General features: G+C 59.0%; 23 protein-coding genes. All 23 read right to left on the minus strand.

The window, feature by feature from the left end; translation table 11 throughout:
- Nucleotides 1–125: 125 nt before the first annotated feature.
- The 23 genes from BUB44_RS04580 to BUB44_RS04695 all read right to left on the minus strand — a co-directional run bounded on the left by BUB44_RS04580 (nucleotide 126) and on the right by BUB44_RS04695 (nucleotide 25,018).
- Nucleotides 126–1,805, minus strand: coding sequence for an Rne/Rng family ribonuclease (locus tag BUB44_RS04580; protein ID WP_073163564.1), 1,680 nt, complete (start codon nucleotides 1,803–1,805; stop codon nucleotides 126–128).
- Nucleotides 1,806–1,825: 20 nt separating this feature from the next.
- On the minus strand, nucleotides 1,826–2,494 hold the full coding sequence (locus BUB44_RS04585) for a TIGR03936 family radical SAM-associated protein (RefSeq protein ID WP_073163565.1): 669 nt from the start codon (nucleotides 2,492–2,494) through the stop codon (nucleotides 1,826–1,828).
- A gap of 26 nt (nucleotides 2,495–2,520) precedes the next feature.
- Nucleotides 2,521–4,383 (minus strand): TIGR03960 family B12-binding radical SAM protein, encoded by a 1,863-nt coding sequence (locus BUB44_RS04590; RefSeq protein ID WP_073163567.1) that lies wholly within the window; start codon nucleotides 4,381–4,383, stop codon nucleotides 2,521–2,523.
- Nucleotides 4,384–4,466: 83 nt separating this feature from the next.
- Nucleotides 4,467–5,348, minus strand: coding sequence for a M50 family metallopeptidase (locus BUB44_RS04595; protein ID WP_073163569.1), 882 nt, complete (start codon nucleotides 5,346–5,348; stop codon nucleotides 4,467–4,469).
- Between the two features lie 11 nt (nucleotides 5,349–5,359).
- A complete protein-coding gene (locus BUB44_RS04600; protein WP_073163571.1) occupies nucleotides 5,360–6,094 on the minus strand; it encodes a murein hydrolase activator EnvC family protein in 735 nt (244 codons plus the stop codon).
- Nucleotides 6,095–6,154: 60 nt separating this feature from the next.
- On the minus strand, nucleotides 6,155–6,448 hold the full coding sequence (locus tag BUB44_RS04605; protein ID WP_073163573.1) for a carboxypeptidase-like regulatory domain-containing protein: 294 nt from the start codon (nucleotides 6,446–6,448) through the stop codon (nucleotides 6,155–6,157).
- A gap of 82 nt (nucleotides 6,449–6,530) precedes the next feature.
- Nucleotides 6,531–7,859, minus strand: coding sequence for a rod shape-determining protein RodA (rodA, locus tag BUB44_RS04610; protein ID WP_073163575.1), 1,329 nt, complete (start codon nucleotides 7,857–7,859; stop codon nucleotides 6,531–6,533).
- A gap of 119 nt (nucleotides 7,860–7,978) precedes the next feature.
- Nucleotides 7,979–8,266, minus strand: a complete 288-nt coding sequence (gene minE / locus BUB44_RS04615) for a cell division topological specificity factor MinE (protein ID WP_027355689.1) — start codon at nucleotides 8,264–8,266, stop codon at nucleotides 7,979–7,981.
- A gap of 25 nt (nucleotides 8,267–8,291) precedes the next feature.
- Entirely contained in the window at nucleotides 8,292–9,086 is a 795-nt protein-coding gene (gene minD / locus BUB44_RS04620; protein ID WP_027355690.1) for a septum site-determining protein MinD, read from the minus strand.
- 32 nt (nucleotides 9,087–9,118) lie between these two features.
- Nucleotides 9,119–9,502 (minus strand): septum site-determining protein MinC, encoded by a 384-nt coding sequence (minC, locus tag BUB44_RS04625; RefSeq protein ID WP_073163577.1) that lies wholly within the window; start codon nucleotides 9,500–9,502, stop codon nucleotides 9,119–9,121.
- A gap of 68 nt (nucleotides 9,503–9,570) precedes the next feature.
- A complete protein-coding gene (gene mrdA, locus BUB44_RS04630) occupies nucleotides 9,571–11,913 on the minus strand; it encodes a penicillin-binding protein 2 (protein WP_073163678.1) in 2,343 nt (780 codons plus the stop codon).
- Between the two features lie 58 nt (nucleotides 11,914–11,971).
- Entirely contained in the window at nucleotides 11,972–12,466 is a 495-nt protein-coding gene (gene mreD / locus BUB44_RS04635; protein ID WP_073163680.1) for a rod shape-determining protein MreD, read from the minus strand.
- Between the two features lie 65 nt (nucleotides 12,467–12,531).
- Nucleotides 12,532–13,371, minus strand: a complete 840-nt coding sequence (gene mreC / locus BUB44_RS04640) for a rod shape-determining protein MreC (protein WP_073163579.1) — start codon at nucleotides 13,369–13,371, stop codon at nucleotides 12,532–12,534.
- A 21-nt stretch (nucleotides 13,372–13,392) separates the two neighbouring features.
- On the minus strand, nucleotides 13,393–14,424 hold the full coding sequence (locus BUB44_RS04645; protein WP_073163581.1) for a rod shape-determining protein: 1,032 nt from the start codon (nucleotides 14,422–14,424) through the stop codon (nucleotides 13,393–13,395).
- A 27-nt stretch (nucleotides 14,425–14,451) separates the two neighbouring features.
- A complete protein-coding gene (gene radC / locus BUB44_RS04650) occupies nucleotides 14,452–15,147 on the minus strand; it encodes a RadC family protein (RefSeq protein WP_278247933.1) in 696 nt (231 codons plus the stop codon).
- Nucleotides 15,148–15,199: 52 nt separating this feature from the next.
- Nucleotides 15,200–15,793, minus strand: coding sequence for a Maf family protein (locus BUB44_RS04655; protein WP_073163583.1), 594 nt, complete (start codon nucleotides 15,791–15,793; stop codon nucleotides 15,200–15,202).
- A 17-nt stretch (nucleotides 15,794–15,810) separates the two neighbouring features.
- Nucleotides 15,811–16,032 (minus strand): DUF4321 domain-containing protein, encoded by a 222-nt coding sequence (locus tag BUB44_RS04660; protein ID WP_242655849.1) that lies wholly within the window; start codon nucleotides 16,030–16,032, stop codon nucleotides 15,811–15,813.
- A gap of 145 nt (nucleotides 16,033–16,177) precedes the next feature.
- Nucleotides 16,178–17,191 carry a sodium:calcium antiporter gene (locus tag BUB44_RS04665; protein ID WP_073163585.1) on the minus strand — a complete coding sequence of 338 codons (1,014 nt, stop codon included), beginning with the start codon at nucleotides 17,189–17,191 and terminating at the stop codon, nucleotides 16,178–16,180.
- A gap of 119 nt (nucleotides 17,192–17,310) precedes the next feature.
- Entirely contained in the window at nucleotides 17,311–17,541 is a 231-nt protein-coding gene (locus BUB44_RS04670) for a hypothetical protein (RefSeq protein ID WP_073163586.1), read from the minus strand.
- A 26-nt stretch (nucleotides 17,542–17,567) separates the two neighbouring features.
- Nucleotides 17,568–18,827 carry a Ger(x)C family spore germination protein gene (locus tag BUB44_RS04675; RefSeq protein WP_073163588.1) on the minus strand — a complete coding sequence of 420 codons (1,260 nt, stop codon included), beginning with the start codon at nucleotides 18,825–18,827 and terminating at the stop codon, nucleotides 17,568–17,570.
- Between the two features lie 50 nt (nucleotides 18,828–18,877).
- Nucleotides 18,878–20,518, minus strand: a complete 1,641-nt coding sequence (locus BUB44_RS04680; RefSeq protein WP_073163589.1) for a spore germination protein — start codon at nucleotides 20,516–20,518, stop codon at nucleotides 18,878–18,880.
- A 410-nt stretch (nucleotides 20,519–20,928) separates the two neighbouring features.
- A complete protein-coding gene (locus BUB44_RS04690) occupies nucleotides 20,929–22,314 on the minus strand; it encodes a bifunctional folylpolyglutamate synthase/dihydrofolate synthase (RefSeq protein WP_073163683.1) in 1,386 nt (461 codons plus the stop codon).
- A gap of 55 nt (nucleotides 22,315–22,369) precedes the next feature.
- Nucleotides 22,370–25,018, minus strand: coding sequence for a valine--tRNA ligase (locus tag BUB44_RS04695; RefSeq protein ID WP_073163591.1), 2,649 nt, complete (start codon nucleotides 25,016–25,018; stop codon nucleotides 22,370–22,372).
- Nucleotides 25,019–25,040: the final 22 nt, after the last annotated feature.

Below are 25,040 nucleotides of genomic sequence, written 5' to 3' on the forward strand. Positions count from 1 at the left end.
GGTTTCGCGCCGCGGTCCGGTTACCCTCGCTTTGCCGGGTGCTGTTACCAGCGCTCCGCAAGTCGCTCGCTTTGGACAACGCGGCACAGCGCCGATGGTAGCGGCTTTATTGAACAATTACGGAATTACTTCACCAGCCGGGCCCGGGCATAGGTGCGGTAGACCTTGCTTACTTCCACGGGGACCGTTTCACCCACCAGGGAACCAGCCCCTTCGATATCCAGGATGAAACCGTCAATGCGGGCAATGCCGTCGTTGGTATTGGAGATATGGGGTTCCTCCACCTTGACCTCCAGCACCTGCCCCGGCTTGACCGGGAGGGTGCAGGCAATGGCTTCTTCCTTGTTGTAAAGCGGCCGGATGCTTACCGATTCGATATGCTGCCCCTGGGAACCGCGGATGTAGAGGTTCTTGCCCGTTTTCTGCTCCAGCTCCCGCAGGTTGACGCCGCCGCTGCCGATCAGCCGGGCAGCCACCAGGGGATGTGCCTCCACCAGAATAGTGTCGGCACTGGTCCGACGGGCCAGCTCAATGATGCGGTTTTTAAAATGAATGCCCACCGTTTCTTCCGAAAGCACCTTGCCCCGCCCGTCGCAGTACGGGCAGGGGCGCTGCAGCACCTCGGAAAGGCTGGGGCGGACCTTCTTCCTGGTCATCTCCACCAGCCCCAGCTGGGTAATCCCCAGGATATTGGTTTTTGTCTTATCTTTCCTGATTTCTTCTTCCAGAACTTTTAAAACCTGCCGCCGGTGACCTTCCTGCTGCATGTCGATAAAGTCGATAATGATAATGCCGCCTATATTGCGCAGGCGCAGCTGGCGGGCGATTTCCACCGCCGCATCCAGGTTGGTCCTCAGCACCGTATCTTCCAGGTTGGTGCTGCCCACGTACTTGCCCGTATTAACATCAATCACGGTCAGGGCCTCGGCCTGGTCGATGACCAGGTAGCCGCCGCACTTGAGCCAGACCTTGCGCTTGAGCGCCCGCTCAATTTCCTGTTCAATGCCGTAATCCTGAAAGATGTTTTCCCTTTCCTCCAGGAACACCTTGTATTTCAGCTTTGGCGAAGTGATATCCAAAAGCTCCATGATTTTTTCATACTCGGAGCGGGAGTCCACCGTCAGGCGGTCCACATCCTCGGTAAAAACATCCCGCAGGATGCGCTGGATCAGTTCCAGGTCCCGGTGAATGAGGTTGGGTACCGGCCCCCGGCTGGCCCGCTGGAGGATCTTCTGCCAGAGCCGGGTCAGCATATGCACGTCCTGGGCAATATCCTCCTCGCCTACCCCTTCGGCCACCGTGCGGACGATCAATCCCATGCCCTCGGGTTTGAAACGGGCAGCCAGCTCCTTTAACCTTTCCCGCTCCCGCTCCTGCTCAATGCGGCGGGAAATGCCGATGTAATCCATGGTGGGCATCAGGACCACGTAACGTCCGGGAAGGGTGACGTGCGTGGTCACCCGCGGCCCCTTGTTACCTATAGGCTCCTTAACAATCTGGACGATTACTTCCTGGCCCTTTTTCAAAACGTCCGCAATGCTGGCCCCCAGCCCGTGGTGAAAACCATTACCCCCCCGGGACGGCAGGGCGTCCTCCACGTACAAAAAGGCGTTCCTGTCCAGGCCGATGTCCACAAAGGCCGCCTGCATGCCGGGCAGAACGTTTTCCACCCGGCCGCGAAAGATATTGCCCACCAGGCGCTGCTGGGACGAACGCTCAATGTACATTTCCACCAGCACCCGGTCTTCCAGCACCGCTACCCGGGTTTCTTCTTCGCCCACGTTAATGACAATTTCTTTATACAAAACCAAAACCTTCTTTCAAATTAACCTCCACAGTACAAACCTGTTCTGCTTACCCCCGGCTGCTCGTCCGCAACCGGAAGCCCGAACCGTTCCGCCAGCACCTGCACCACCTCTTCGGGGCGCACGGTTGCGCGGCTGCCCACGGCAAGGCACATCTCCAGCGTAACCCGGTTCCCTTCCACCCGGCCGGACAGGGCGTGGATACCCGGGCGGATATCCAGGGTCTTTTCCTTTTTATCCCCGGAACGGCGGGTAATGATGATCTCAGGTAAGGCCAGCAGGCCGTCAATGATTTTCCGCAGGTCCTCCGGGGTGATTGCCCGTACCAGGCGCAGGTCCACCCGGTAGGTAGCTTTCTCCAGGGTGGCCATTAACGCCGGCGCATCCTCGGGAATGGACCAGACCCGGGTAACCTCAAGGCCCCCGGGAAGCTGCTCGTTCAGGCGTCCTTTGATCTCGTCCTCCGGGAGCGCGGTAACCAGCTCCAGGTCCAGGTATTCCCTTTCGCCCATCACTCCCACCGGCAGTGGCGCCCCCAGGCTGAAGCGGGGATGGGGGTTGAAGCCCCGGGAAAAGGCCAGGGGCAGGCCGGCCCGGCGCATGGCCCGCTCCAGGGTGCGCACCAGGTCCAGGTGGGAGATGAAGCGGGCCATCCCTTCCTTGCGGTATTCAATCCGGTAACGGGGCAAAATGGCTACCTCCTCCACAGCTTTCCTTATCCGGATGCATTCTTCTCAACCTGCTCCAGCAATTCCGGTTCAATTTCCAGGGTGGGGCAGAGCCCGCACCCCGGGCACACACCGGTGCGGCAGTCGGGGGTTGCTTTCCCCTCCATGGCCCTTTTATGCTCCAGAACCAGGTATTTCCTGCTCACGCCGGCATCAATGTGATCCCAGGGCAGGAGATCATCGTATGCATAGCGCCGGTAGGCATACCGGGCCGGGTTTATGCCGGCCCGGTGGAATGCTTCCTGCCACTTTTCAAAATCAAAGCATTCGGACCAGCCGTCAAAACGGCAGCCCAGCCGCCAGGCCTCCTCCAGCACCCGGCCCAGGCGGCGGTCCCCCCGGGCCAGGACTGCCTCCAGGAAGCTGGCTTCCACCTCGTGCCAGTGAAAGACCAGCCCTTTCCCCTTTAACAGGCCGCGCAGGGTCCTCTGCCGGCGGCGCAGTTCCTCCATCTCCACCTGTGGCTCCCACTGGAAGGGGGTGTGGGACTTGGGGACAAAGGAGGAGGCACTGACGGTAACCCTGAGCCTGTTCCCGGGCACACCCATTTCCTTTCCCCGGGCCAGTACCTGCCTTGCCAGGCCGGCAATGCCGTGCAGATCCTCTTCCCTCTCCGTGGGCAGGCCGATCATAAAGTAAAGTTTGATGGCCGTCCAGCCGGCGGCAAAGGCAGCCGATACGGCCTCCATCAGGTTTTCTTCCGTCACACCCTTGTTGATCACATCCCGCAGGCGCTGGGTGCCCGCCTCGGGGGCAAAAGTAAGGCTGGCCCGGCGTACCCGCTGTACTTCCCGGGCCAGGGCCACCGAAAAGGCATCCACCCGCAGGGAGGGCAGGGATACGCTCACACCCATGCCCTCCAGCCGGTCAAGCAGTGAACGTACCATTTCCTGAATCCGGGAATAATCGGCGGTACTCAGGGAAACCAGGGAAATTTCATCGTACCCCGTGTGCCTGATAATTTCATCGGCCTGCTGCAGCAGGGTGGCCGGGCTTTTCTCGCGCACCGGCCGGTAAATCACCCCGGCCTGGCAAAAACGGCAACCCCGGGTACACCCCCTCTGCACCTCCAGCATACCCCGGTCGTGAACCACACCCAGGGAAGGCACCAGGGGCTTTACCGGAAAAGGAGCCCGGTCGAAATTACGGACGACCCGCTTGACCACCCTCGCCGGCACACCGCTGGCCACGGGCTCTATGGCGGAAATAGTCCCATCGGCATGATATTCCACCCGGTACAGGGAGGGGACATAAACACCGGCAATGGCTGCCGCCCGGTGCAAAAAGCGCTGGCGGTCCAACCGGTGACCACCCAGTTCCAGGTAGAGATCCAGCAGTTCGTGAATAACTTCTTCCCCCTCGCCAATTACAAACAGGTCGATAAAATCGGCCAGGGGTTCGGGGTTAAAGGCACAGGGCCCCCCGGCAATCACCAGAGGGTGCCCGGGGCCCCTTTGCTCGCTGCGCAGGGGAATACCTGCCAGATCCAGCATATTCAAAATATTGGTGAATGTCATCTCGTACTGGAGGGTGAAGGCCAGGATATCGAAGTCCTTCACCGGCCGGTGGGACTCCAGGGTAAACAGGGGCAGCCCCCGGCGCCGCATCTCTCCCTCCATATCCACCCAGGGAGCGAAGGTGCGCTCCAGGAGCGCATCCTCCCGGCTGTTCACCACATGATAAAGGATCTGCAGGCCCAGGTGGGACATGCCCACCTCGTAAACATCGGGGAAAGCAAAAGCTACCCTGACGGCAGTTTTATCCCAGTCCTTGCGGACAACATTCCACTCACCGCCCACGTAACGGGCCGGTTTCTGTACCCGGTGCAAGACCTGTTCCAGTTCAAACATAAGCTCCTCCTGCATCGTATTATTGCCCGGGAAGGCATTACTTAAAATTATTTTACCTGCATATCCAGAAGATGTAAACCCGATTAAAGCGGGTTTAAAGGCAACCGCCCCACGGGCAGGTCCAGCCCGTGGGTTAACAGGCCGTCGACTATCTGGGCCTCCGTAAGAAAGCCCTTGTACCGCCACTGGCGGTCAATAACCAGTACCAGGTGGAATTTCTGCAGCAGAAAAGGCCTGACAATTTTACCCAGAGGCACGTCCTCCAGGGCAACCAGGGGCTGTACCGGAAGCACACCGGCCCTGATTATTTCTTCCTTCTTACCGGCCAGCTGGCCCACGAACAGGTAGGGAGCCATGCTCCGCTCCCGGGTGGCGGCAAAAAACAAAAACAGCCCCGTCAGTAAAATATCCAGACCCGTTAACCCCAGCAATAAGCCTAGGGAACCCAGCACCACCACAATCCCGGCAATAATCTGCCCCAGGGTGGCTGCCCGGTAAGTGGCTTCCTTTACGCTCATCTGGCCGGCCAGGCTGGCACGGTAGACCCGGCCGCCGTCAAGGGGCAGGGCGGGCAGGAGATTAAAGGCGGCAATGAGCAGGTTGCACTGGAGAAAAAAGGGCCCCAGTTCTTCATGCCATAAACCGTAGTTCCGGCCGGCCAGGCCCAGAAGAAGCATTACCACGTTGCATAACGGCCCTGCCGCAGCCACATAGACCTCTTTAACGGGATCCAGCACCAGTTCGCTGCCCATGCGGGTAACTCCTCCAAAGGGCAGCAATTCCACTTCTTTTACCGGCACCCCCAGGTAACGGGCGCAGGCCACATGGGCCAGCTCATGAAGAAGCACCACCGCAAAAGCCACCAGCCCCTTGCCCAGGATGCCGGCCACAAAGAACAGCCCCAGCAGGGCCAGAAAAAAGGTATTCAGGTATAATTCCACCCCCATGAACCGCCCCAGGCGCACCTGAAACCACCTCAAAACTGCAGCTTGATCAGGGGATCGATCAGCCTTCCCTTTTCACGCACCTCAAAGTGCAGGCCGCCCCCGGCCACATCACCCTTATCACCCACTTCGCCCAGCTTCTGTCCCCCGGCCACCTGCTGACCAGGGGTCACGGCAATACCGGCCAGCCCGGCGTAGAGGGTATAATCCCCGTCCCCGTGATCGAGGAGCAGGTAGCGTCCCAGGGAAGGATCCTCCCCAACCCTGGCCACCTGACCATCCCGGACGGCTTTCACGGGCGTACCCACCGGCGCTGCAATATCAATACCGGGGTGAAAGCGCTCCAGGCCATCCAGGGGATCCTCCACCCAGCCGAAGCCGCGTACCACTCTGCCCGAAACGGGAACCTGGAAGCTATCCCCACCGGTGGGGCTCAGGGTCTGGCGGGCGCCCCAGGAAGTATCCCCGGGGAAAGGCTGGTCCACGTTGACCATTTGCAGGGCCAGCTGGACCACTTTCTGGATTACGGGCTGGTAGTTCCATTCGGTGGTTAAGAGGTAACGCAGGCTTTCCCGAACCTGCTCCCCACCCGGTGAGGGGAGTTCCCGGGCCAGGAGTAAAATAGCAAAAATGACCACAGCCACCATACACCGCCAGAACCAGCTGTTATTCCTGCTCCGCCTGGGAGGCGTATGGCGGTATGGCCAGTCTTCCGCGCGCGGGAATTCAGAAAAGGAGTAGCTCCTCTTATGCCTGTTCCAGAACAAGGTTCATCCCCCCCGTTTAAAATATACTGGGCAGGGGGGACAAATATGACAAGCTATAATCTAATTAGCCACGGCACCATCCCGCTCCACCCGGCGGTGGAGGACAAAATTCACCGTATCCCGGAGCAACAACACGGTAATTTCCTCCCGGGGCTCGTAATCGGAAGCTTCGACCCGCACCCGGTAGATACCGGCATCAATACCTTCAAAGGCATAAGTGCCGTCGGCGGCGATGGTGGTTTCGTACAGCACCTTATCCTGCTCCATGTCCAGCACCAGCACCTTTGCCCCGGCTACAGGCTGACCGGTGGCAAAAGCCGTCACCTTTTTACCTGCCCGTATTTTCCCCCGCAAGCCCACCCCCAAAACAGGAAATTGAAAATAAAAATAAACCGGAGCATTTTGCTGCTACCCCGGTAAAAGCCTTCCCTAACATTTAAAACAGGATTTTTCTGCGCCGCATATAAACGTTGAGCAAAAGCCCGAGAGCCGCCAGGTTCATCACCATGTTGCTGCCGCCGTAGCTGAACAGAGGCAGGGGGATACCCGTAACGGGCATGATTCCAATGGTCATACCGATATTGACAAAGATGTGAAAGGCAAACATGCAGACCACTCCCCCGGCCAGAAGCGTCCCCTGCAGGTCCCTGGCCTGGGAGGCTATCTTCAAACCCCGGTATAGAAAGACCAGGTACAGGGCCAGGAGCGCCCCTGCCCCCAGAAATCCGAACTCCTCGCCCACCACCGAGAAAATAAAGTCGGTATGCCGGATGGGCAGGAAGGTAAGGTGACTCTGGGTACCACCCAGCAGGCCCTTGCCCAGGAACCCCCCGGAACCAACGGCAATGAGGGACTGCCATATATGGTATCCGGCGCCCAGCAAATCGCTCTGGGGATCCAGGAAAACGGTTAGCCTGGTCATCTGGTATTCCTTGAGGGTGTAACGGTGAAAAGATTCGTGCCGGCGGTGAACCTCCCGGTAATCCTTTTCCACCTGCTGATATTTTTTCTCCAGCTCTCCCCTGTCCTTTTCGCTAACGGCCACCTTTTTCTGCTGTTCCAGGGCCAGGAGCTGTTTCTCCAGGTTAACATCGGCTTTATGCAGATACGTATGCAGAGCAAATAAACCAATCATTAAGATCAGGCCGCTACCAATCAGGGCCAGGAGTAAACGCGGCCTGGCTCCGGCCAGGTAGAGCATGCCGAACATGACGGCCACAAAAACCATGGAAGTGCCCAGGTCAGGCTGCATTAAAATCAAAAGGGTGGGCACCCCCACGTACGCAAAACAGGGCAGCAGGTCCCGAAAGCGGTCCAGGCGGCCTTCCCGGGCGGAGAGGAAACTGGCCAGGGTGATGATCATGATGAGCTTGGCAAACTCGGAAGGCTGAAAGGTAAAGGGGCCGATACTAATCCAGCGCTGGGCTCCCAGGGCCTCCCGGCCCAAAAAGACTACCGCCACCAGCATGATCAGGTTAAATACATAAAGCGCCCGGGCGTGCTTGCAGATATCCTCATAAGGTATATACATGATTAAGGCCATCAAGAGCAACCCGGCCAGAATCCAGATAACCTGTCTTATAACATAGGTATAGTCCAGGTGCAGGAGCTTGACCATAAAAAAAAGATCTTTTAACCGGCTGAATGATTCATCGGTAAATTCCAGGGTGGCACTGCCAATGGTTATCAGGCTGAAGCAGATCAGCGCGGCGGCAGAAAGGAGGAGGGTGTGATCAAGGCTGCGGACAAAACGCTTGCTGACCAAGAAAATCACCGCTTTCGGCCTGGTCTTAAAAAATACAATTTTAATTATATACCAACCCGGAGGGACAAAAAACCCCGGGGTAATACCAGATTACCACAGGGTCAGGTGATAATTATCCTTCAAATACCCGACGCCAGGTGCCTGGAAACGCGTTTCATACCTTTAACCGGGATACTGGCCACCAGGGCCACCTGGGTTTCATTGCTGTCCAGGTTGATTTCCAGGGCCTCTTCATCAATATCCATATACTTTTCAATAACCTTAATCAGATCCGTCTTTAAAGTTTGCAATAACTGGGGTGATACACTGGCCCGGTCGTGCACCAGCACCAGGCGCAACCTCTCCTTGGCCACGTTTTTACTCCCACCGGTTTCCCGCCCGAAAAAGCGGTTTAAAAAATCCAGCAAGGCCAACCCCCCTTCACCTGCAAAACTAGGATAAACCCATCATGCGCCGCAAAAAGCGGGACATCAAGCCGCCTTCCTCGAGCTTCATCATTGGTACCTGCTCACCTTTGATGCGCCGGACAATATTGCGGTAAGCCTGACCCGAACGCGAGCGTTCATCCTGAACCACGGGTTCCCCCCGGTTGGTGCTGATCACCACCGCCTCATCTTCCGGCACCACTCCCAGTAAATCGATGGCCAGGATGTCGATAATATCTTCTATGCTCATCATATCCCCGTGCCGCACCATGCGCGGGCGAATACGGTTGATGATCAGCTTGGGATCCCGCAGTTCGGACGCCTCCAGCAGGCCGATAATCCGGTCCGCATCCCTTACAGCGGCCACCTCGGGGGTGGTTACCACGATGGCCTTGTCCGCCCCGGCAATGGCGTTGCGAAAGCCCTGCTCAATCCCTGCCGGGCAGTCAATAATTACATAGTCAAACTCCTGCCTGAGTTCTTCACACAGGGCCTTCATCTGGTCCGGGCTGACCGCCGTTTTGTCTTTGGTCTGGGCGGCAGGTAAAAGGAACAGCCCCTCAAAACGCTTGTCCTTGATTAAGGCCTGCCGCAGGCGGCAGTGCCCGCCGGTAACATCTGTTATATCGTAAACTATCCTGTTTTCCAACCCCAGAACCACATCCAGGTTGCGCAGCCCGATATCGGCATCTACCAGAGCTACCCGGTGACCGTGGGCAGCCAGACCCGCACCCAGGTTGGCCGTGGTGGTGGTCTTGCCAACCCCACCCTTTCCGGAAGTAACTACAATGACCTCACCCATTTCCAGGCCTCCCCTTTAAAATTTCCTGTCATTCATCCCTGGCGTTCCCCGTTATAAATTTCAATGGTTACCACACCGTTTTTTATCCTGGCTATTTCAGGCTGTTCGGGTTTCAAATCCTGCCCATCCGGGGGGCGTGTGATATGACCCGCAATGCGCAGCTGGGTGGGCTCCAGGCGGAAGGCCAGTACCATGGCCTTTTCGTTTCCACCGGCACCGGCATGAACAACCCCCCTTACTGCACCCATGACAATAATGTTACCCGTGGCCACCACCTCGGCCCCCGGGTTTACATCGCCAATGATGACCACGTTGCCGTCGTAATGGATCTTTTGACCGGAACGCAAGGTGCGCTGAATCAGAACGGTATTATCATCCACCATTTCCTCCGTATAAGACAGCCGCTCCCTGCCCACGGTAAATACCCCCCAGTGGTGCTTTAAATTCTACAGCTGGCAACCAAATCCTGCTAAAAATTATAGTTTTATTGTCCTTCCCCTTCCCCGGACGCCTCCGGGGCACTCCCGGAGGGAGAGGGGGAACCGCCGGTAGCCGGGGGCTGGTTGCCCGTACCTGGCGGGGCAACCGTCTCTCCCTCATTGGGAGGCGGGCCGGCAGCCGGAGTACCCCCTCCGGAGCCGGCGGGGGGTGTAACACCTGCGGGCTGCCCGGAAGAGTTCCCCCTTCCCGCCCCGCCGGAGGGAGCCTGGGGCGCCGCTACCGGACGCCCGGACCGATTATTCCCGGAGCTGGCAGCCGGGCGTTCGGGTGCCGGCGCAGCCTGCTGTGTCCCGGCTGCTTTCTCCTTGGAGAGCCCGGCAGTGGGAGGTGCTTTTTTCAAACTGAAGTAAGCATCCAGGATCTCCCGGGCCACAGAGCCGGCAGCACTGCTGCCGTGGCCGCCGTATTCCACCACCACGGCCAGGGCTACTTCCGGCTTTTCATAGGGAGCGAAGGCCACAAAGAGGGCGTGGTTATCGTGGCCATGGACCTCGGCGGTCCCGGTTTTGGCGGCAACACTGTATTCCGCCCCCGCAAACACACCGGCTGCAGTCCCATCGGGGGGCAGAGCTACCTCGCGCATGCCCCGGCGTATAATCTCCAGCGTCTTGCTGGATACGTCAACACGGCGGATTACCCGGGGTGAAAACCGGGCCACTGTCTGGCCGTCGGGGGCGACCACTTCTTTTACCAGGTAAGGTTTGTAAAGGGTACCCCCGTTGGCAATGGCGGCTATATAATTGGCCAGCTGAAGAGGGGTATAGTAGTTATTACCCTGGCCGATGGACATATCCAGGGTGTCGTATTCCCGCCACGTCAATTCCCATTCGATCTTGCTGTACTGCTCCTGCAGAGGTGCCAGCCGGCGGTTCATTTCCCGCTCCAGAGCCGCCCTCTCCCCTTCACCGGCACCGGCCAGGCGCTTTTCATACTCTTTGCGGATCTCGTCCATCTGTCGCTGGACATTGTCCAGCAGGGGTTTCCACAGCTTGTATTTCTGTTCCGGTCCCGGAATGCGGCCGGCGTGTTCCCCGGGGAGTTCCACCCCCGTCTTTTGCCCCAGGCCGAATTCCCGGGCATAGCGGGCAATGGGTTCGGGGCCGAGCATTGCTCCCACGGTCCAGAAAAACGTATCGCAGGATACCTTCAGGGCCCTTACCACATCCACCCGCCCGTGACCCCCGGGCTTCCAGTCCATCTTGTACTTATATCTCCCGGTGTCATAAATGGAGAACCGGGAAGTTATCTTACCCATTTCCAGCGCGGCAGCAGCCACCACCATTTTAAAGGTGGAACCCGGCGGGTAGAGGGCCAGGGCCCGGTTGAGCAGTGACTGATCCCGGGAAATTTTGGCCCAGGCCTCGTTCCACTCTTGAGGGGAAAGATCCCGGGTAAAAATGGTGGGATCATAGGTGGGATGGCTGGCCAGGGCCAGGATCTCCCCCGTCCGGACGTCCAGCACCACCGCCGCTCCGGCCCTGGCCTGGCTGTAACCCTCTTTCTGCACCCGGGCTATACCCCGGGCCAGGGCATCCTGGACCGCCCGCTGCAGGCGGGCGTCAACAGTCAGCACCAGGTTGTCCCCCGGGACGGGCTCTTTTACGCCCAGGTCCCTTACCGGTTGCCCCTGAGCATCCACTTCCACCTGGCGGGCACCCCGCCGGCCCCTGAGGTAGGATTCAAAGGATTTTTCCAGACCGTCCTTACCCCAGGAGTCACCCAATGTATAGCCCTTATCCTTGTTTTCCTCCAGCTCTTTTTGATCCATTATCCCCACGTAACCCAGGGTGGGCACCAGCAGGTCCCCATAGGGATAATGCCGTACCGGCCGCACGTCTATGAGCACTCCCGGAAGCTCCAGGCGCTGCTCCTCAATCCGGCTTACCGTTTCACTGGACACTTTATCGGCCACGGGTACAGGTTCATACAGACGTAACTTCTGCTCCTGGAGTTTTTTATGGATTTCCTGTTCAATTTCTTCCGCCGTCTTGCCCTGGAATGATTTTTCACCCACCAGAATACGGGCCAGCCGGGCAATTACCCGGTCGGTATCCTCAACCCCCAGGTAAGCAAAGGAAATGGTGTAAACCGGCTGGTTGCCCACAATGCGCACGCCGTTGCGGTCGAAAATTTCCCCCCGGGGAGCAGCGATGGGAATCAGGCGCAGGTGATTCTGCTGGGCCATCACCTTGTACTTGTCCGCCTCCACCAGCTGCAGGTAAGCCAGGCGGATGAAAAGAAGGGCAAAAGCAGCAATCACCAGGCCCAGCAGGACCTGCAACTTTTTTTCCACTTTCCTGCTGGTAATAATCCCGTCCGTTGCCATAACCTTCCCCCTGCCCTGCCTGTTGTTCACCCTTTTCCCTTTCATGGTCATCCTTAAATTATAGCCGGGACATCCTGAACCATCCCCTCAGGTACATGCGGTAAAACCGGCGGTAAATTAACGCGGACAGCAAGGCATTGTATGCGGCTGCAGGCAGGATAACTCCCGTCAAGGCCACACCGGGGGAGATCACGACCTGCAGGTAAAACAGCAGGAGGTAATAAATTAATTGACCTGCGACGGTGGCCAGGAAAGTAAGTACCATCATCACCAGGCGGCTTTCCTTGTACAGGCGGGTCTCAAACCAGCCCACCAGGTAACCGGCTGCCGCCATGGAAATGGCATTCAGGCCCCAGTAGTGGCCCGAAACCAGATCTTCCAGGAGGCCGGCCACAAACCCCCAGAAGGTCCCCTCCCGCTGTCCCTTCCAGAAGGCATAAAAAACCACCAGTATAAAAACCAGGTCCGGTACCACACCCCGGATGCGGATCAAATCCACCACCGTTACCTGCAATAAAAGGGCCAGCAATAAAAAGCCGGGCAGGAACACCATACCTGGCAAGAAAAAAACCCCCTCTGGCATCCGTTAAATACCGTCATCATACGGGCAGGCGGCGGTTACAGGGCCGGAGAACGGACTCCGGTAACCACCAGCACTTCCTCCAGGCGGTTGAAGTCCACAAAAGGCCGGACAACCGCTTCAAAAAAAAGGCCGGTGGGGTCTCTTTTCACGCTTACTATCTCGCCAACGGGTATACCTTTGATGAAAATGCTCCTGGAAGTGCCGGAAGTGACCACCACCTGCCCGGCTTTCACGGGCATGTCATTGGGGATGTGGATCATGTGCAGGTTGCCGGCCCCCCCGGCCATTCCCTCCACCATTCCCGGTGTGCGGCTGTCCTGCACCAGGGCGCTTACCGCACTGCGGGGGTCGGTAATCAATAAAACGGTGGCCGTCTGGCTGGTGGTGGAAATCACCCGCCCCACAAGGCCCCGGGGAGTTATTACCGTCATGTTTGTTTTGATGCCCTGGGCCCGGCCCTTATTAATGGTTATGGTACTGAACCAGCTTCCAGGATCCCGGCCTATAACCGCCGCCGCAGCCAGTTCCAGATGGGAACTGGCTGCCGGACCGCTCTGAAAATCCAGCAGCCTTTTCAACCTCTCATTTTCCAGCTGATACTCCCTGACCTGCTGCAGTTCGCTCTCCAGCAGGTCCACCCGTTCCGAAAGCTCCTGAGCCCGTTGCGAGGCCCTGACCAGAGAAAAGGGGAAGGTAAGCACATCCCTGGCCAGCCGGCCTGCCCTGGTGACCGCCTGTTCCACCGTAGCAAAAGCATCCACCAGGGTGTTCCCCAGGGGTGGCACCTCCACCCGGCCGTGAGCAGTAACCCGCATCACATAAAGGGCCACAACCAGCAGGATAACCAGGAAAAATAGCCTCTTGCCCAAAGTCAACGGGGATCAACACCCATCTTCTCACGATAATCTGCGCGGGTTGATGAGCACCCGGCGCAGCACGTCTATGTTCTCCAGCACACGGCCGGTACCATAAGCCACGCACAACAGCGGCTCGTCGGCCACGTGGATGGGCATGGATGTTTCCTCACTCACCAGGCGGTCCAGGCCCCGCAGCAATGATCCTCCCCCGGCCATGACGATGCCCCGGTCCATGATATCGGCAGCCAGTTCCGGCGGGGTCTGCTCCAGGGTGCCTTTAATGGCTTCCAGGATGGCCGATACCGGCTCGGAAAGGGCCTTGTAAACTTCTTCGGAGGTTATGCGCACCGTTTTGGGCAGGCCGGTCACCAGATCCCTTCCCCGAACGTCATAGGTCTGAATCTCTCCGGTGGGGTAGGCGGTCCCGATCTCAATCTTGATTTCTTCCGCCGTGCGTTCTCCGATCAAAAGGTTATAAGCCTTCTTTACGTGCTGGATGATGGCATCATCCATTTCATCGCCAGCAATGCGGATGGAGCGGCTGGTGACAATTCCCCCCAGGGAGATTACCGCCACCTCCGTGGTACCCCCGCCGATGTCCACGATCATATTGCCTGTGGGCTCGTGCACGGGCAGGCCGGCGCCAATGGCTGCCGCCATAGGCTCCTCAATGAGATAGGCCTCCCGGGCACCGGCCTGCAGGGCGGCTTCCCGCACCGCCCGCTCTTCCACCGGCGTTACCCCGGAGGGAACCGAGACCACCACCCGGGGGCGGACAAGAAAAGTGTGGTTGCGCAGGGCCTTGTTGATAAAATACTTGATCATGCTCTGGGTAACGTCGAAATCGGCAATTACCCCATCCTTCATGGGGCGGATGGCCACGATATTTCCAGGAGTACGGCCAATCATCTGCTTGGCCTCTTCCCCCACGGCCAGAACCTGGCCGCTGTCCCGCTCTATGGCCACCACCGAGGGTTCTCTTAAAACAATACCTTTACCTTTTACATAAACCAGGGAGTTGGCGGTACCCAGATCTATACCCATATCCCTGGAGAACAACCCGAGCCGCATGTTTTCTCCCCTTTCTCATTGGTTCATCTAAATCAGACCTTCAGCCTTGAAACTGACGTACTTATTATCCCCGATAATCAGGTGATCCAGAATCTCAATGCCAATAATACGCCCGGCCTCCCAGAGGCGCCTGGTTACATCCAGATCCTCCTGGCTGGGGGTCGGGTCGCCGCTGGGGTGATTGTGCAGCAGGATGACTGCCGCCGCGTTGCGGCGGATGGCATTCTTGAACAATTCCCGGGGATGCACCGTGGAAGAATTGAGGGTACCAATAGATACGATCTCCCGGGCAATGACCTCGTTTTTGGTATTGAGCAACAGGGCCCGGAAATGCTCCCTGTCCAGATGGCGCATTTCCTCCATAACCAGCCGGGCAGCATCCTCGGGACTCCTGATCACCGGCCGCGCTCCACTGCCCGCCCGGGCAATGCGCAGGCCCAGCTCCAGGGCAGCCTTGAGCATGGCCGCTTTGGCCGGCCCGACCCCACGGACACTGCTCAATTCTTCCACGGAAGCATCCACCAGACCCCGCAGGCCGCCAAAATGTCCCAGGAGCGCCGCTGCCAGTTCCAGGGCACTGGCCGTGGGCGTACCCGTACGCAGGAGGACGGCCAGAAGTTCCAGGTCCGACAGCACCCCGGCACCATCCCGCAGGATGCGCTCGCGGGGGCGCAAATCCACAGGCATGTCCTTGATGGTAATACGGTACACCTGGGAATCCAAAGCTCCTTCCCGCCTTCACAACATATTTAACCGGGAATACTCCGGCGGGTTTTCATTTCTCGAGGAAACACTTCAGGGGGTCCACCCCGAACTCCCTGAGCACCCGGGCCAGGCGGGCCAGGGGAAGCCCCACCACATTAAAATAGCAACCCTTGATTCCGGCAATAAAAATTGCCCCCAGCCCCTGGGCAGCATAGGCCCCCGCCTTATCCAGGGGTTCACCGGTGGCCACATATCTGGCTATTTCTTCCTCTTCCAGCGTCCGAAACCTGACCCTGGTACACTCATGGGTAACCACCAGGCGCCCGGAAGGTTTCTCCATCACCGCCAGGCCGGTATAGACCTCGTGTTCATTACCCGACAGCAGGCTGAGCATAAAAGCGGCTTCCCGGGGACCGGCGGGCTTGCCGAGAACCCTGTCCTGAAAGACCACCACAGTATCCGCCGCCAGTACCAGCCCCCGGGAAATGGCGGGCGCCACAGCCCGGGCCTTTTTTGCGGCCAGCGCCTCGACCAGTTTCCGGGGAGGCAGGCCGTCATGCTCCTCTTCCTCCACATCGGGCGGAACCACGGTGAACGGCAGGCCCAGCTGTTCCAGCAGCATTTTCCGGCGTGGCGAAGAAGAGGCCAGGTAGATAGGTAACAATGTCAAACCTCCACTTTTTAAAGTTTACGGTACAAAAGGAATCCCAGAAGCAATCCCAGAGCCGTAAGGGGACCTAAAGTAAGGGTGAAACCAAGGGTAAGCCGGGCAAAATGGAGATCAAGGGTAGCCGGGGCAAGACCTATAGAGGTAAAGGGTTTCAGCGCGGGCAACAGGGGAACGAGTACCACGCCCAGCGCATCACCCACCAGTGCTCCAATGAGCATCAGCAACAGCAGCAACCAGAAGCTTCTCTGAGGCCTGTACGCGTTAGCCACGGTTATCACCCGGCGTCAGGTAGTAAAGTGTGCGCTATCTGTACTAGTTTATCATTTTGCTCCCCTGCTGACAAGCCGCAACCGGAATTTTACCCGGGCACCTGTAAACCTAGCTCACTTTCCCGGTAAGAACCGCTGCCATAAAGGATGCGTAAAAAATTCCGCCGTAGACCATGGTAAACCTGGCGTCCAGGTAACCCCGCCACAGGAGCAACAGGTAGGTCAGCAGTCCGGAGGCCAGGGCCAGCATGGCGCTAAAGACAGCCGTTTCCGTCAGCACCCACGGCGTCAGCACCATACCGATGGCCGGTATGACGGAACTCTGGAAAACCATTGCCCCCGTGATGTTCCCCAGGGCCATGGTATCCTTGCGCTGGGCAAGCCAGATGACGCTGTTGAATTTCTCGGGCATCTCCGTGGCCAGGGGGGCCACCAGGAGGGAGAAGACAAGGGAGGGCACCCCCAGCAGAGCCGAAAGATCGGCCACGCCATCCACAAAAACCCTGGCCCCGCCCACGATGCCCAGAAAACCCAGCAGCACCTGGAAAACAACCAGTCCCAGGGGGGGATCGCCGGCCTTCCTGTACAGGTAGAGGGGGTCACCTTCACTTTCTTCCCCATCCAGGGTATGGCCCTTGCTCATGGTTTCATAGACAAAGTAAATGTAGGCCGCCACCAGCCCCGTGGCCACCACCGGTTTCCACGGGCGGGGCAAAAAAGCGGCGCCAATGGCCAGTGTATAAACCACCAGGAAGAAGAGCAGGTCCCGCCGGATGACAACGGCATCGGGCTCCAGGCGGGGGTAACTGGCCGCCCGCTGGCGGCGGAAAGCCAGCACGGCCCCCCCGCTGATGAATAAAGCCAGGGTCCCCAGCATAAAGGGTGCGCCCAGGATGGCCCCGATGCCTATTTCTTTCTCCGCTTCACCATGCCCCAAAAGGAGGGCGATCAGGGGAATAACCGTTTCCGGCATGGCCGTGCCCACCGCGGCCAGAATGCTTCCCACCGCCCCCTCGGTAAGCCGGAGTTTTCTTCCCAGCCATTCCACACCATTGGTAAAAACGCCGGCACTGATCAGAATGATCCCCAGGCTGATTAATAAAAGGGCTGCATCCAGGCCCATAACACGCTCCCCCTTCACGTAAAAAGGCCCACCGCCTGCAAAACGACGGGCCCTTCTATTCGGAAATTAATTATACACAACCGGATCACCGTTCCCGGTACCCAACCCCGCCCGGGCCATCAGCTCAGCACCTTATGAATCATGGAGGTAACGGGGGTGAAAACGATCTCCACCACCCTGGCCGGGTTGGGCAGCGGCATATCAAGGGCCAGGCCGAAACTGTAAAACATGGCCACCACCATGAGCACGCTGTACGCAACCAGCTCCCGCCACATTTTCTGCTTCACCAGGGAAGGCACCTGCAGGGCAATGATAATGATGAAAAGCAGGCTTAACAAGGCAACCTTCATTCAAACCACCTCTTTCCTCTTCTTCTTCACCTAACTTCCAGCATGTGCGGGGGTGTCGGGTTATTGATCAGGCCGATGCGCCGGATTACCGTCTTCACTTCTACCGCAACGGGCATGGTGGCGAAAACATCCTCCCACTCCCCTTTTACCTGCCTCCACACGCGGGGGTATTTGCGGTGCACCGCCTGGCCAAAGCCGAGGGCATCGGTCCGGTATTCCTCCTGCAACCTGGTCACGCAGGCCATGATCTCCCCTTTAATAACCCCGGCCAATTCCTTTTCCAGCCGGGAAATGACCCGGGGGTTGTTTAAATCGAGCTGCAGGTTCTGGGACTCGGCCAGGTTGACCCTGACGCTCACTTTCACCTTCATGCCCAGCCTTCCCCCGGCCAGGTAGGGTTCCAGTTTCACCCCCCCGCGGCCGAAGCGCATGATTTCCATCGTTAGCTCCTGTTTCCCCTGGCTGGCGGGAAGGGCAATGGTAATTGGACCGCCCCGGACTTCCCCCCGCACCCACAGCAGCCCCCGGGTTTCCCGCTCGCTGAGCTGGCCCACCATTTTCCCCTGGCGGAAGACGGCCGCCCCGGCCAGCCACAGCCTGTATAAGGAGGGAGGGGTATCGACCCCGGGCAGCAGGGAGATGCGGGTAAAAGCAGGATTGGGTTTTAACTGCAAAATGGCCGTATAGGGTTCAATGCCGGTGCTTTCCAGCATCTTGATGAATTCCCCCAGCTTGGTGGGGGCGAAATAGGAGGAGAGGTCCTGGCGGTTGATTATTCCCATGATCACCTGGGCCGGGGTGGTTTCCAGGTGGGTGGGGATCTCCATGATATCCCTGGGGTCCCCCCTGACCACAAGGAACCAGGTATCGCGCCGGAACTGGCGGTTGCGGGCGAAGAAATCAATTATTTCCGTAACCCCTTTCTCCCGGGCCAGCTTTTCGGAAATCAGGATGACCTGGTTGTGGGCGAAAAAAAGCTCCCGGGAAGCTTCCAGGGACATCCGGCGGATGGCCTCGAAAACCGTCCGGTCTTCCGCCACCAGGTTGAGGTAGCGCTTCCTCCCCCCACCCCCACCACCCATGCCCATGGAAGCGGCCCCGCCGCCCACAACAGCCCCGGGGACCAGGGTCTGCACCTCCACGCGTATTTTATTCCCGGGGGCAAGATCCAGGGCCGTGAGCAATACTATACCCAGATCCTCCACCTCCCGGTGGTCCCAGCAGCCGGAAAGGATGGATACCAGCACCAGCAATAAGGCCACAGAAACCAGGCGCAACCTGTCCATTATTGTCACTACCCTTTAAGCCGCAAGTGCAAAATCCCGGACCTGCCGCTTTATCCCTGCCCGCCTTTTTTATCGGGCGGGGCAGGTTTGAGGCCCTCTTCCTGGCGGAGGGGATCTCCCTTGGCCAGCTCCGACGGGCGTTTATCCATGGCCCACAGGGGAACCCGCATGAGCAGATCTTTCAAATCGCCGGTGTGCAGGGGAGCCAGGGGGGCCAGGTAAGGAATGCCAAAGGAACGCAGGGAAGCCATATGCACCAGGATGACCAGAAGCCCCATCATTACCCCGAAAATGCCCAGAGTAGCCGCCAGGACCATCATGGGAAAACGCAAAAGGCGCATGGTAATGGCCATGCTGAAAACCGGGGCCACAAAAGAACTGATCCCGGTCAGGGCCACAATGATAACCATGAGGCTGGAGACAATCCCGGCGGAAACGGCCGCCTGGCCGATTACCAGGGCCCCCACAATGCTCACCGCCTGGCCCACGTTCCGGGGCAGGCGGATGCCGGCCTCCCGCAGGGCCTCAAAGGTGAACTCCATCAAAAAAGCCTCCACAAACGCCGGAAAAGGGACTCCCTCCCGGGACGCCGCTATGCTGATCAGCAGCCGGGTGGGGATCATCTCCTGGTGGAAAGTGGTTAAGGATATGTACAGGGAAGGTAAGATCAGGGAAGCCACAAAGGCAATGTAGCGCAGCCAGCGCACGGCGATGGCCAGGAAAAAACGCTCGTAATAATCCTCGGAGGACTGTAAAAAGACAATGAATTCCGCCGGCACCACCAGCACAAAGGGCGTCCCGTCGGTAACGATGGCCACCCGCCCGTCCAGAAGCATGCTTACCACCCGGTCGGGTCGCTCGGTGCGGAACACCTGGGGAAAGGGGGAGTACGGGTTATCCTCGATCAACTCCTCAATATTGCCGCTTTCAAGAATGCCGTCCACCCTGATCCGGGAAAGGCGGCTCTTGACTTCCTGCACCAGCCGGGGGTCGGCCAGCCCCCTGATATAAACGACTTCCACGTAGGTGCGGGTGCGCTCCCCCAGCGTGATCCGTTCCAGCACCAGGTTGGGAGTGCGCAGGCGGCGGCGGATGAGGGAAGTGTTGGTGCGCAGCAGTTCGGTAAACCCCTCCCGGGGCCCCCGCACCAGGTTCTCGCTGGTGGGCTCCTCGATGCTCCGCACCGGCCACCCGGGAGCGGTGGCCAGGAGGGCCCTTGTCTCCCCTTCCACCAGCACGGCCGCGTCGCCGTACAGGATCCCGTCCAGCAGTTCAAACACCGTCGCGGCTTCCCTTACCGAACTGGTGTTGACCATGAAATTGCGGACCAGGGCAAATATATTTCCGGCATCCCTGCCCCCCAGGCCGGCCATGCGGGATTCCAGGGTCAGGCCCTTGAGCAGGGTATCATTAACCGTACCCTTGTCCGTCAGGCCGTCTATAAACACCACGGCTCCGGGAACCCCTCCGTCCACACCCAGCCGGAATTCCCGGATGACCAGGTCGCTGCTGTTGCCCAGAATTCGCTTGATCAGAGCCAGGTTGTCCTTCAACCGGGGACCCAGGGGCATTTTTTTCAGCTCATCGGCTTCATAGCTCCGCTCCCACTGCGCGTAATCTTCCCGGGATGGGGCGGGGTTCCCTTTCTCCCGGGGCAATATCCGGGTCCGTTTCTTCCAAAAGCGGAACAAAGGGACACCTCCCGGAAACCCGTTTTCCCTCTGCAGGCAATTAAGTCTTCGAATGGTATTATGAGTTGGCCGGGGAGGTTTTATCCAGGAATACCAGAATTAAAAAAGCACCGGATGAACCGGTGCTGCAGCCTGTAGACAAAGTGTTTCCGGGATGTGCCCTGGTTTAAGTCGTCGCTCCCGGTCGTTTCGCTGGCCGGGCCGAAAGGCCCCGGCTCCGGTCTTCGGCGGGTACCGGCCACATTCACACTTCCTGTGTTCAGGTGGCCTCCGCGGACATCCTGTCCGCGGCCCCGCCTCATCCCGTCGCCCTGGCCTGGCCCGGCAGCGCTCACTCCAGGTCGCTCCTCCTTTAAAACCAGGGCCCATAAAGAGCCTGTCAAAAATCTGAAGCACCGGATGAACCGGTGCTATAGTCTCCCGCTCTCGTGAACACCATGGCCGATCCCCTTCTCCAGGAGCACCTCCCGGGCCTCGGCCACCATATAAAGCGAGCCGGTGATGCACACCAGCTCGTCCGGCCGGGCTAAAGATAAGGCCTTTTCCACGGCCCCGGCCACGGACTCGATGGTGTAAACTTCGGGCACATACCTGCGGGCCTCTTCAGCCAGGCGCTGCCAGTCACCGGCCCGGGGGCTGTTGGGACGGGTTACCACCACCGCCCGGGCCCGGGGAGCCAGCTCGGCCACCACCCTGCCCCGTTCCTTATCTCCCAGCATCCCGATGACCAGCACCACCTGCCTGCCGGGAAAATAATCGTCCCACGCCCTGGCCAGGCTGCGGGCGCCGTCGTGGTTGTGGGCACCGTCCAGGAGCACCAGGGGGCGGTGCCGGAAAATTTCCAGCCGCGCCGGCCAGTGAACCCCGGCCAGGCCCCGGTACAGGGCTTCCTCAGGGATGGAAAAACCCTGTTCCGCCAGCAGATCCAGCACTGCCACCGCCCCGGCGGCGTTGACCAGCTGGTGCCTGCCCAGCAGGGGGATGAAGAGATGGCCATAGGTGCGGCACAGGCCCCGGACCGCCAGGTACTGCCCGCCCTGCCCGGCCTCCCCTCCGCCCGGCTCCCATAAAACAGTGCGGCAGGGGAAAGCCGGGTCAAAACCGGGACCGGCCATATCCTCCCCTTTTTCACCCACCAGCACCATGGGAGCACCTTTCTCCCGGCAGAACCGGACCATCACCTCCAGGGCTTCCCCCCGGCAGGCCGTTACCAGGGGAACGCCGGGCTTGATGATCCCGGCCTTAACCGTGGCAATTTCCCGGATGGTCCGGCCCAGGTAATCCATATGGTCCATGGCCACGTTGGTGATAACAGTGACCAGGGGCCTGGCCACCACATTGGTGGAATCAATGGCCCCCCCCAGCCCCACTTCGAGAACTAAAAAATCCACCTGCTCCTCGTCAAAATATTTGAAGGCCATGGCGGTGCTGACCTCAAATTCGGTGGGATGCTCATAACCCTGCGCCACCATGGCATCCAGGTGGGGCTTTAACTGACCAATTAATAGAGCCACCCGTTCGGGAGAAATCTGCACGCCGTCAATCTGGTAACGTTCCGTATAGGAATGCAGGTGGGGAGAGGTAAAGGTACCCGTGCGGTAACCGGCAGCGGTAAGCACCGAGGCCACCATGGCCACCGTGGAACCTTTACCGTTGGTCCCCCCAACGTGAACCACCCGCAGCCTGTCCTGGGGGTTACCCAGCCGGCGCAGCAGCTCCCTGATCCGGCCCAGGCCGAAATTCATCCCGAATTTGGTCAGGTTCTGCAAGTAGGTCAAAGCTTCCTCATAATTCACCGCTGTCACCTCGTAATGCAGGCCAGCCCGGGACATTATGCCATGGTTTTACTGCCTACACCTTTTCCAGCAGGGCCAGCCGTTCCCGGATGGCCGACGCCTTCCCGGCCAGCTCCCTGCCCCTGGAACGTTCTTTTTCCACCACTTCTGCCGGCGCCCTGTTCAGGAAACCGGCGTTACCCAGCTTGCCCTCCACCTTCCGGAGTTCTTTTTCCACTGCCGCTAGCTCTTTCTTCAGCCGGGCCAGCTCCCGGTCAATGTCAATGAGCCCGGCTAAAGGCATGTAAATCTCCACCCCCCGGGCCACCCCATGGGCAGCCTGCGGGGGAACCCTGTCCAGTTCGGATTTTACCTGCACCCGGCAGCGGGCCAGCCCCTGGATGTAAGCGGAATGGCGCTGGAGCAAATCTCCCACGGGATCCCCGGCTGTCACCAGAATAACGTCTGCTGTCTTGCCCGGGGGAACGTTCATTTCGCTCCTGAGGTGCCGGATAGCCCGGATGATCTCCATAAGAACAGCCATTTCGGCCTCGGCTTCTTCATCCCTCAATTCGGGCTGGAACGCCGGCCAGGGAGCATACATGATGGTTTCCCCCCGGTGCGGAAGGCGCTGCCAGATTTCTTCGGTGATGAAGGGCATGAAGGGATGGAGCAGCTCCATGGTCCCCCGCAGCACCCGGGACAGCACATCCTGGGCGCAGGCCCGGTCAACGGGATCCTGGCCGCGGTAAAGACGGGGTTTCACCAGCTCGATGTACCAGTCGCAAAACTCATTCCAGACGAACTCGTAGAGAACCCGGGCTGCTTCCCCGAGCTCGTAAGATTCCAGGAACCCGGTTACATCCCGCACGCAGGCCTGGTAGCGGCTCAGGATCCAGCGGTCGGCCAGGGTATAGGCCTCCCTTCCCGGAGCCGAAGCAGGATCGTAATCCTGCAGGTTCATCAGGGCAAAGCGGGAAGCGTTCCAGATCTTGTTGGCAAAATTCCTGGCTCCGTCCAGGCGCTCGAAGTGAAAGCGCAGGTCATTGCCGGGCGTGTTGCCGGTAACCAGCATAAAGCGCAGGCTGTCCGCCCCGTGACTTTCTATAACGTCAATGGGGTCCACCCCGTTACCCAGGGACTTGCTCATCTTGCGCCCCAGGGCGTCCAGAACCAGGCCGTGGATAAACACCTCCCGGAAGGGTACATCCCGCATGAAATGAAGGCCGCTCACAATCATCCGGGCCACCCAGAAGAAGATGATATCCCGGCCTGTCACCAGCACGGAAGTGGGGTAGTAATAGTCCAGTTCCGGCGTTTTTTCCGGCCAGCCCAGGGTGGAAAAGGGCCACAGGGCCGAAGAAAACCAGGTATCCAGCACGTCGGGATCCTGTTCTAAGTGCGTGCTGCCGCAGCGGGTACACTTCCCGGGAGGTTCTTTGGAGGCAATTACCTCCTCACAGTCCTGGCAGTACCACACCGGGATACGGTGCCCCCACCACAGCTGCCGGGAAATGCACCAGTCCCTGATGTTTTCCATCCAGTTCAGATATATTTTTGTAAACCGCTCCGGAATGAAGCGAATGCGTCCTTCCCTGACCGCCCGGATGGCCGGTTCCGCCAGCGGTTTCATGCGCACAAACCACTGCCGGGACAGCATGGGCTCGATAACCGTGTTGCAGCGGTAGCAGTGCCCCACGGCGTGGCTGTGATCCTCCACCTTAACCAGGTAACCCTGCTCCTGCAAATCCCTGATGATCTTCTTGCGGCACTCCCAGCGGTCCAGGCCCCGGTAAGGGCCGGCTTCCTCATTCATCACCGCGTCCTTGTTGATCACCTGCACCCGGGGCAGGTTGTGCCGCCGCCCCACTTCAAAGTCGTTGGGATCATGAGCGGGCGTGATCTTCACCGCCCCGGTACCAAAGGCGGGATCCACATACTCATCGGCAATGACGGGCATTTCCCGGCCCACGAGGGGCAGGATCAGGGTTCTGCCCACCAGGTGGCGGTAGCGTTCATCGTCCGGGTGAACGGCTACGGCCACGTCCCCCAGCATGGTTTCCGGCCGGGTGGTGGCTATGATGATGGCATCACGGCCGTCGCTGATGGGGTATTTGATGTAGTAAAGCTGCCCGGGCTTGTCCAGGTGCTCCACTTCAATATCAGATATGGTGGTCTGGCAGCGGGGACACCAGTTGACGATGTAATAATCCCGGTAAATGAGGCCCTCCTCATACAGGCGCAGGAAAACCTCCTTCACCGCTTCCGAACACCCGGCATCCATGGTAAAGCGCTCCCGGTCCCAGTCGCAGGAGGCACCCAGCCGGCGCAGCTGGTGGGTTATGCGCCCCCCATACTGTTCCTTCCAGGCCCAGACCCGTTCCAGGAACTTCTCCCGGCCCAGATCGTACTTGCTCCTGCCCTCTTTCGCCAGATGTTCTTCCACCCTGGCCTGGGTGGCAATGCCCGCGTGGTCAGTACCGGGAAGCCACAGGGTATTGTAACCCTGCATGCGGCGCCAGCGGATCAGGATGTCCTGCAGGGTATTGTCCAGGGCATGCCCCATGTGCAGCTGCCCGGTGACATTGGGCGGGGGCATGACAATGGAAAAGGGTTTACGGGCATCAACTTCCGTATGGAAAAACTTGTTTTCCTCCCAGAAGCGGTACCACTTTTCTTCCACCGCCCCGGGGTCGTAAGTGGTAGGCATATCAAACCGGGTCATCTTGCCTCTCCTTATCTCTATA

It is taken from the genome of Desulfofundulus australicus DSM 11792 (assembly GCF_900129285.1).
GTDB lineage: Bacteria > Bacillota > Desulfotomaculia > Desulfotomaculales > Desulfovirgulaceae > Desulfofundulus > Desulfofundulus australicus.

Bases quoted from the DNA above. Each gene is read 5' to 3' on its own strand.
- BUB44_RS04675 (WP_073163588.1), bottom strand. From the start codon at position 18,827: ATGGACAGGTTGCGCCTGGTTTCTGTGGCCTTATTGCTGGTGCTGGTA.
- BUB44_RS04645 (WP_073163581.1), bottom strand. From the start codon at position 14,424: ATGCGGCTCGGGTTGTTCTCCAGGGATATGGGTATAGATCTGGGTACC.
- minD (WP_027355690.1), bottom strand. From the start codon at position 9,086: ATGGGTGAGGTCATTGTAGTTACTTCCGGAAAGGGTGGGGTTGGCAAG.
- BUB44_RS04665 (WP_073163585.1), bottom strand. From the start codon at position 17,191: ATGGGCCTGGATGCAGCCCTTTTATTAATCAGCCTGGGGATCATTCTG.
- mreD (WP_073163680.1), bottom strand. From the start codon at position 12,466: ATGGTGTTCCTGCCCGGCTTTTTATTGCTGGCCCTTTTATTGCAGGTA.
- BUB44_RS04695 (WP_073163591.1), bottom strand. From the start codon at position 25,018: ATGACCCGGTTTGATATGCCTACCACTTACGACCCCGGGGCGGTGGAA.
- BUB44_RS04590 (WP_073163567.1), bottom strand. From the start codon at position 4,383: ATGTTTGAACTGGAACAGGTCTTGCACCGGGTACAGAAACCGGCCCGT.
- mrdA (WP_073163678.1), bottom strand. From the start codon at position 11,913: ATGGCAACGGACGGGATTATTACCAGCAGGAAAGTGGAAAAAAAGTTG.
- BUB44_RS04670 (WP_073163586.1), bottom strand. From the start codon at position 17,541: ATGAAGGTTGCCTTGTTAAGCCTGCTTTTCATCATTATCATTGCCCTG.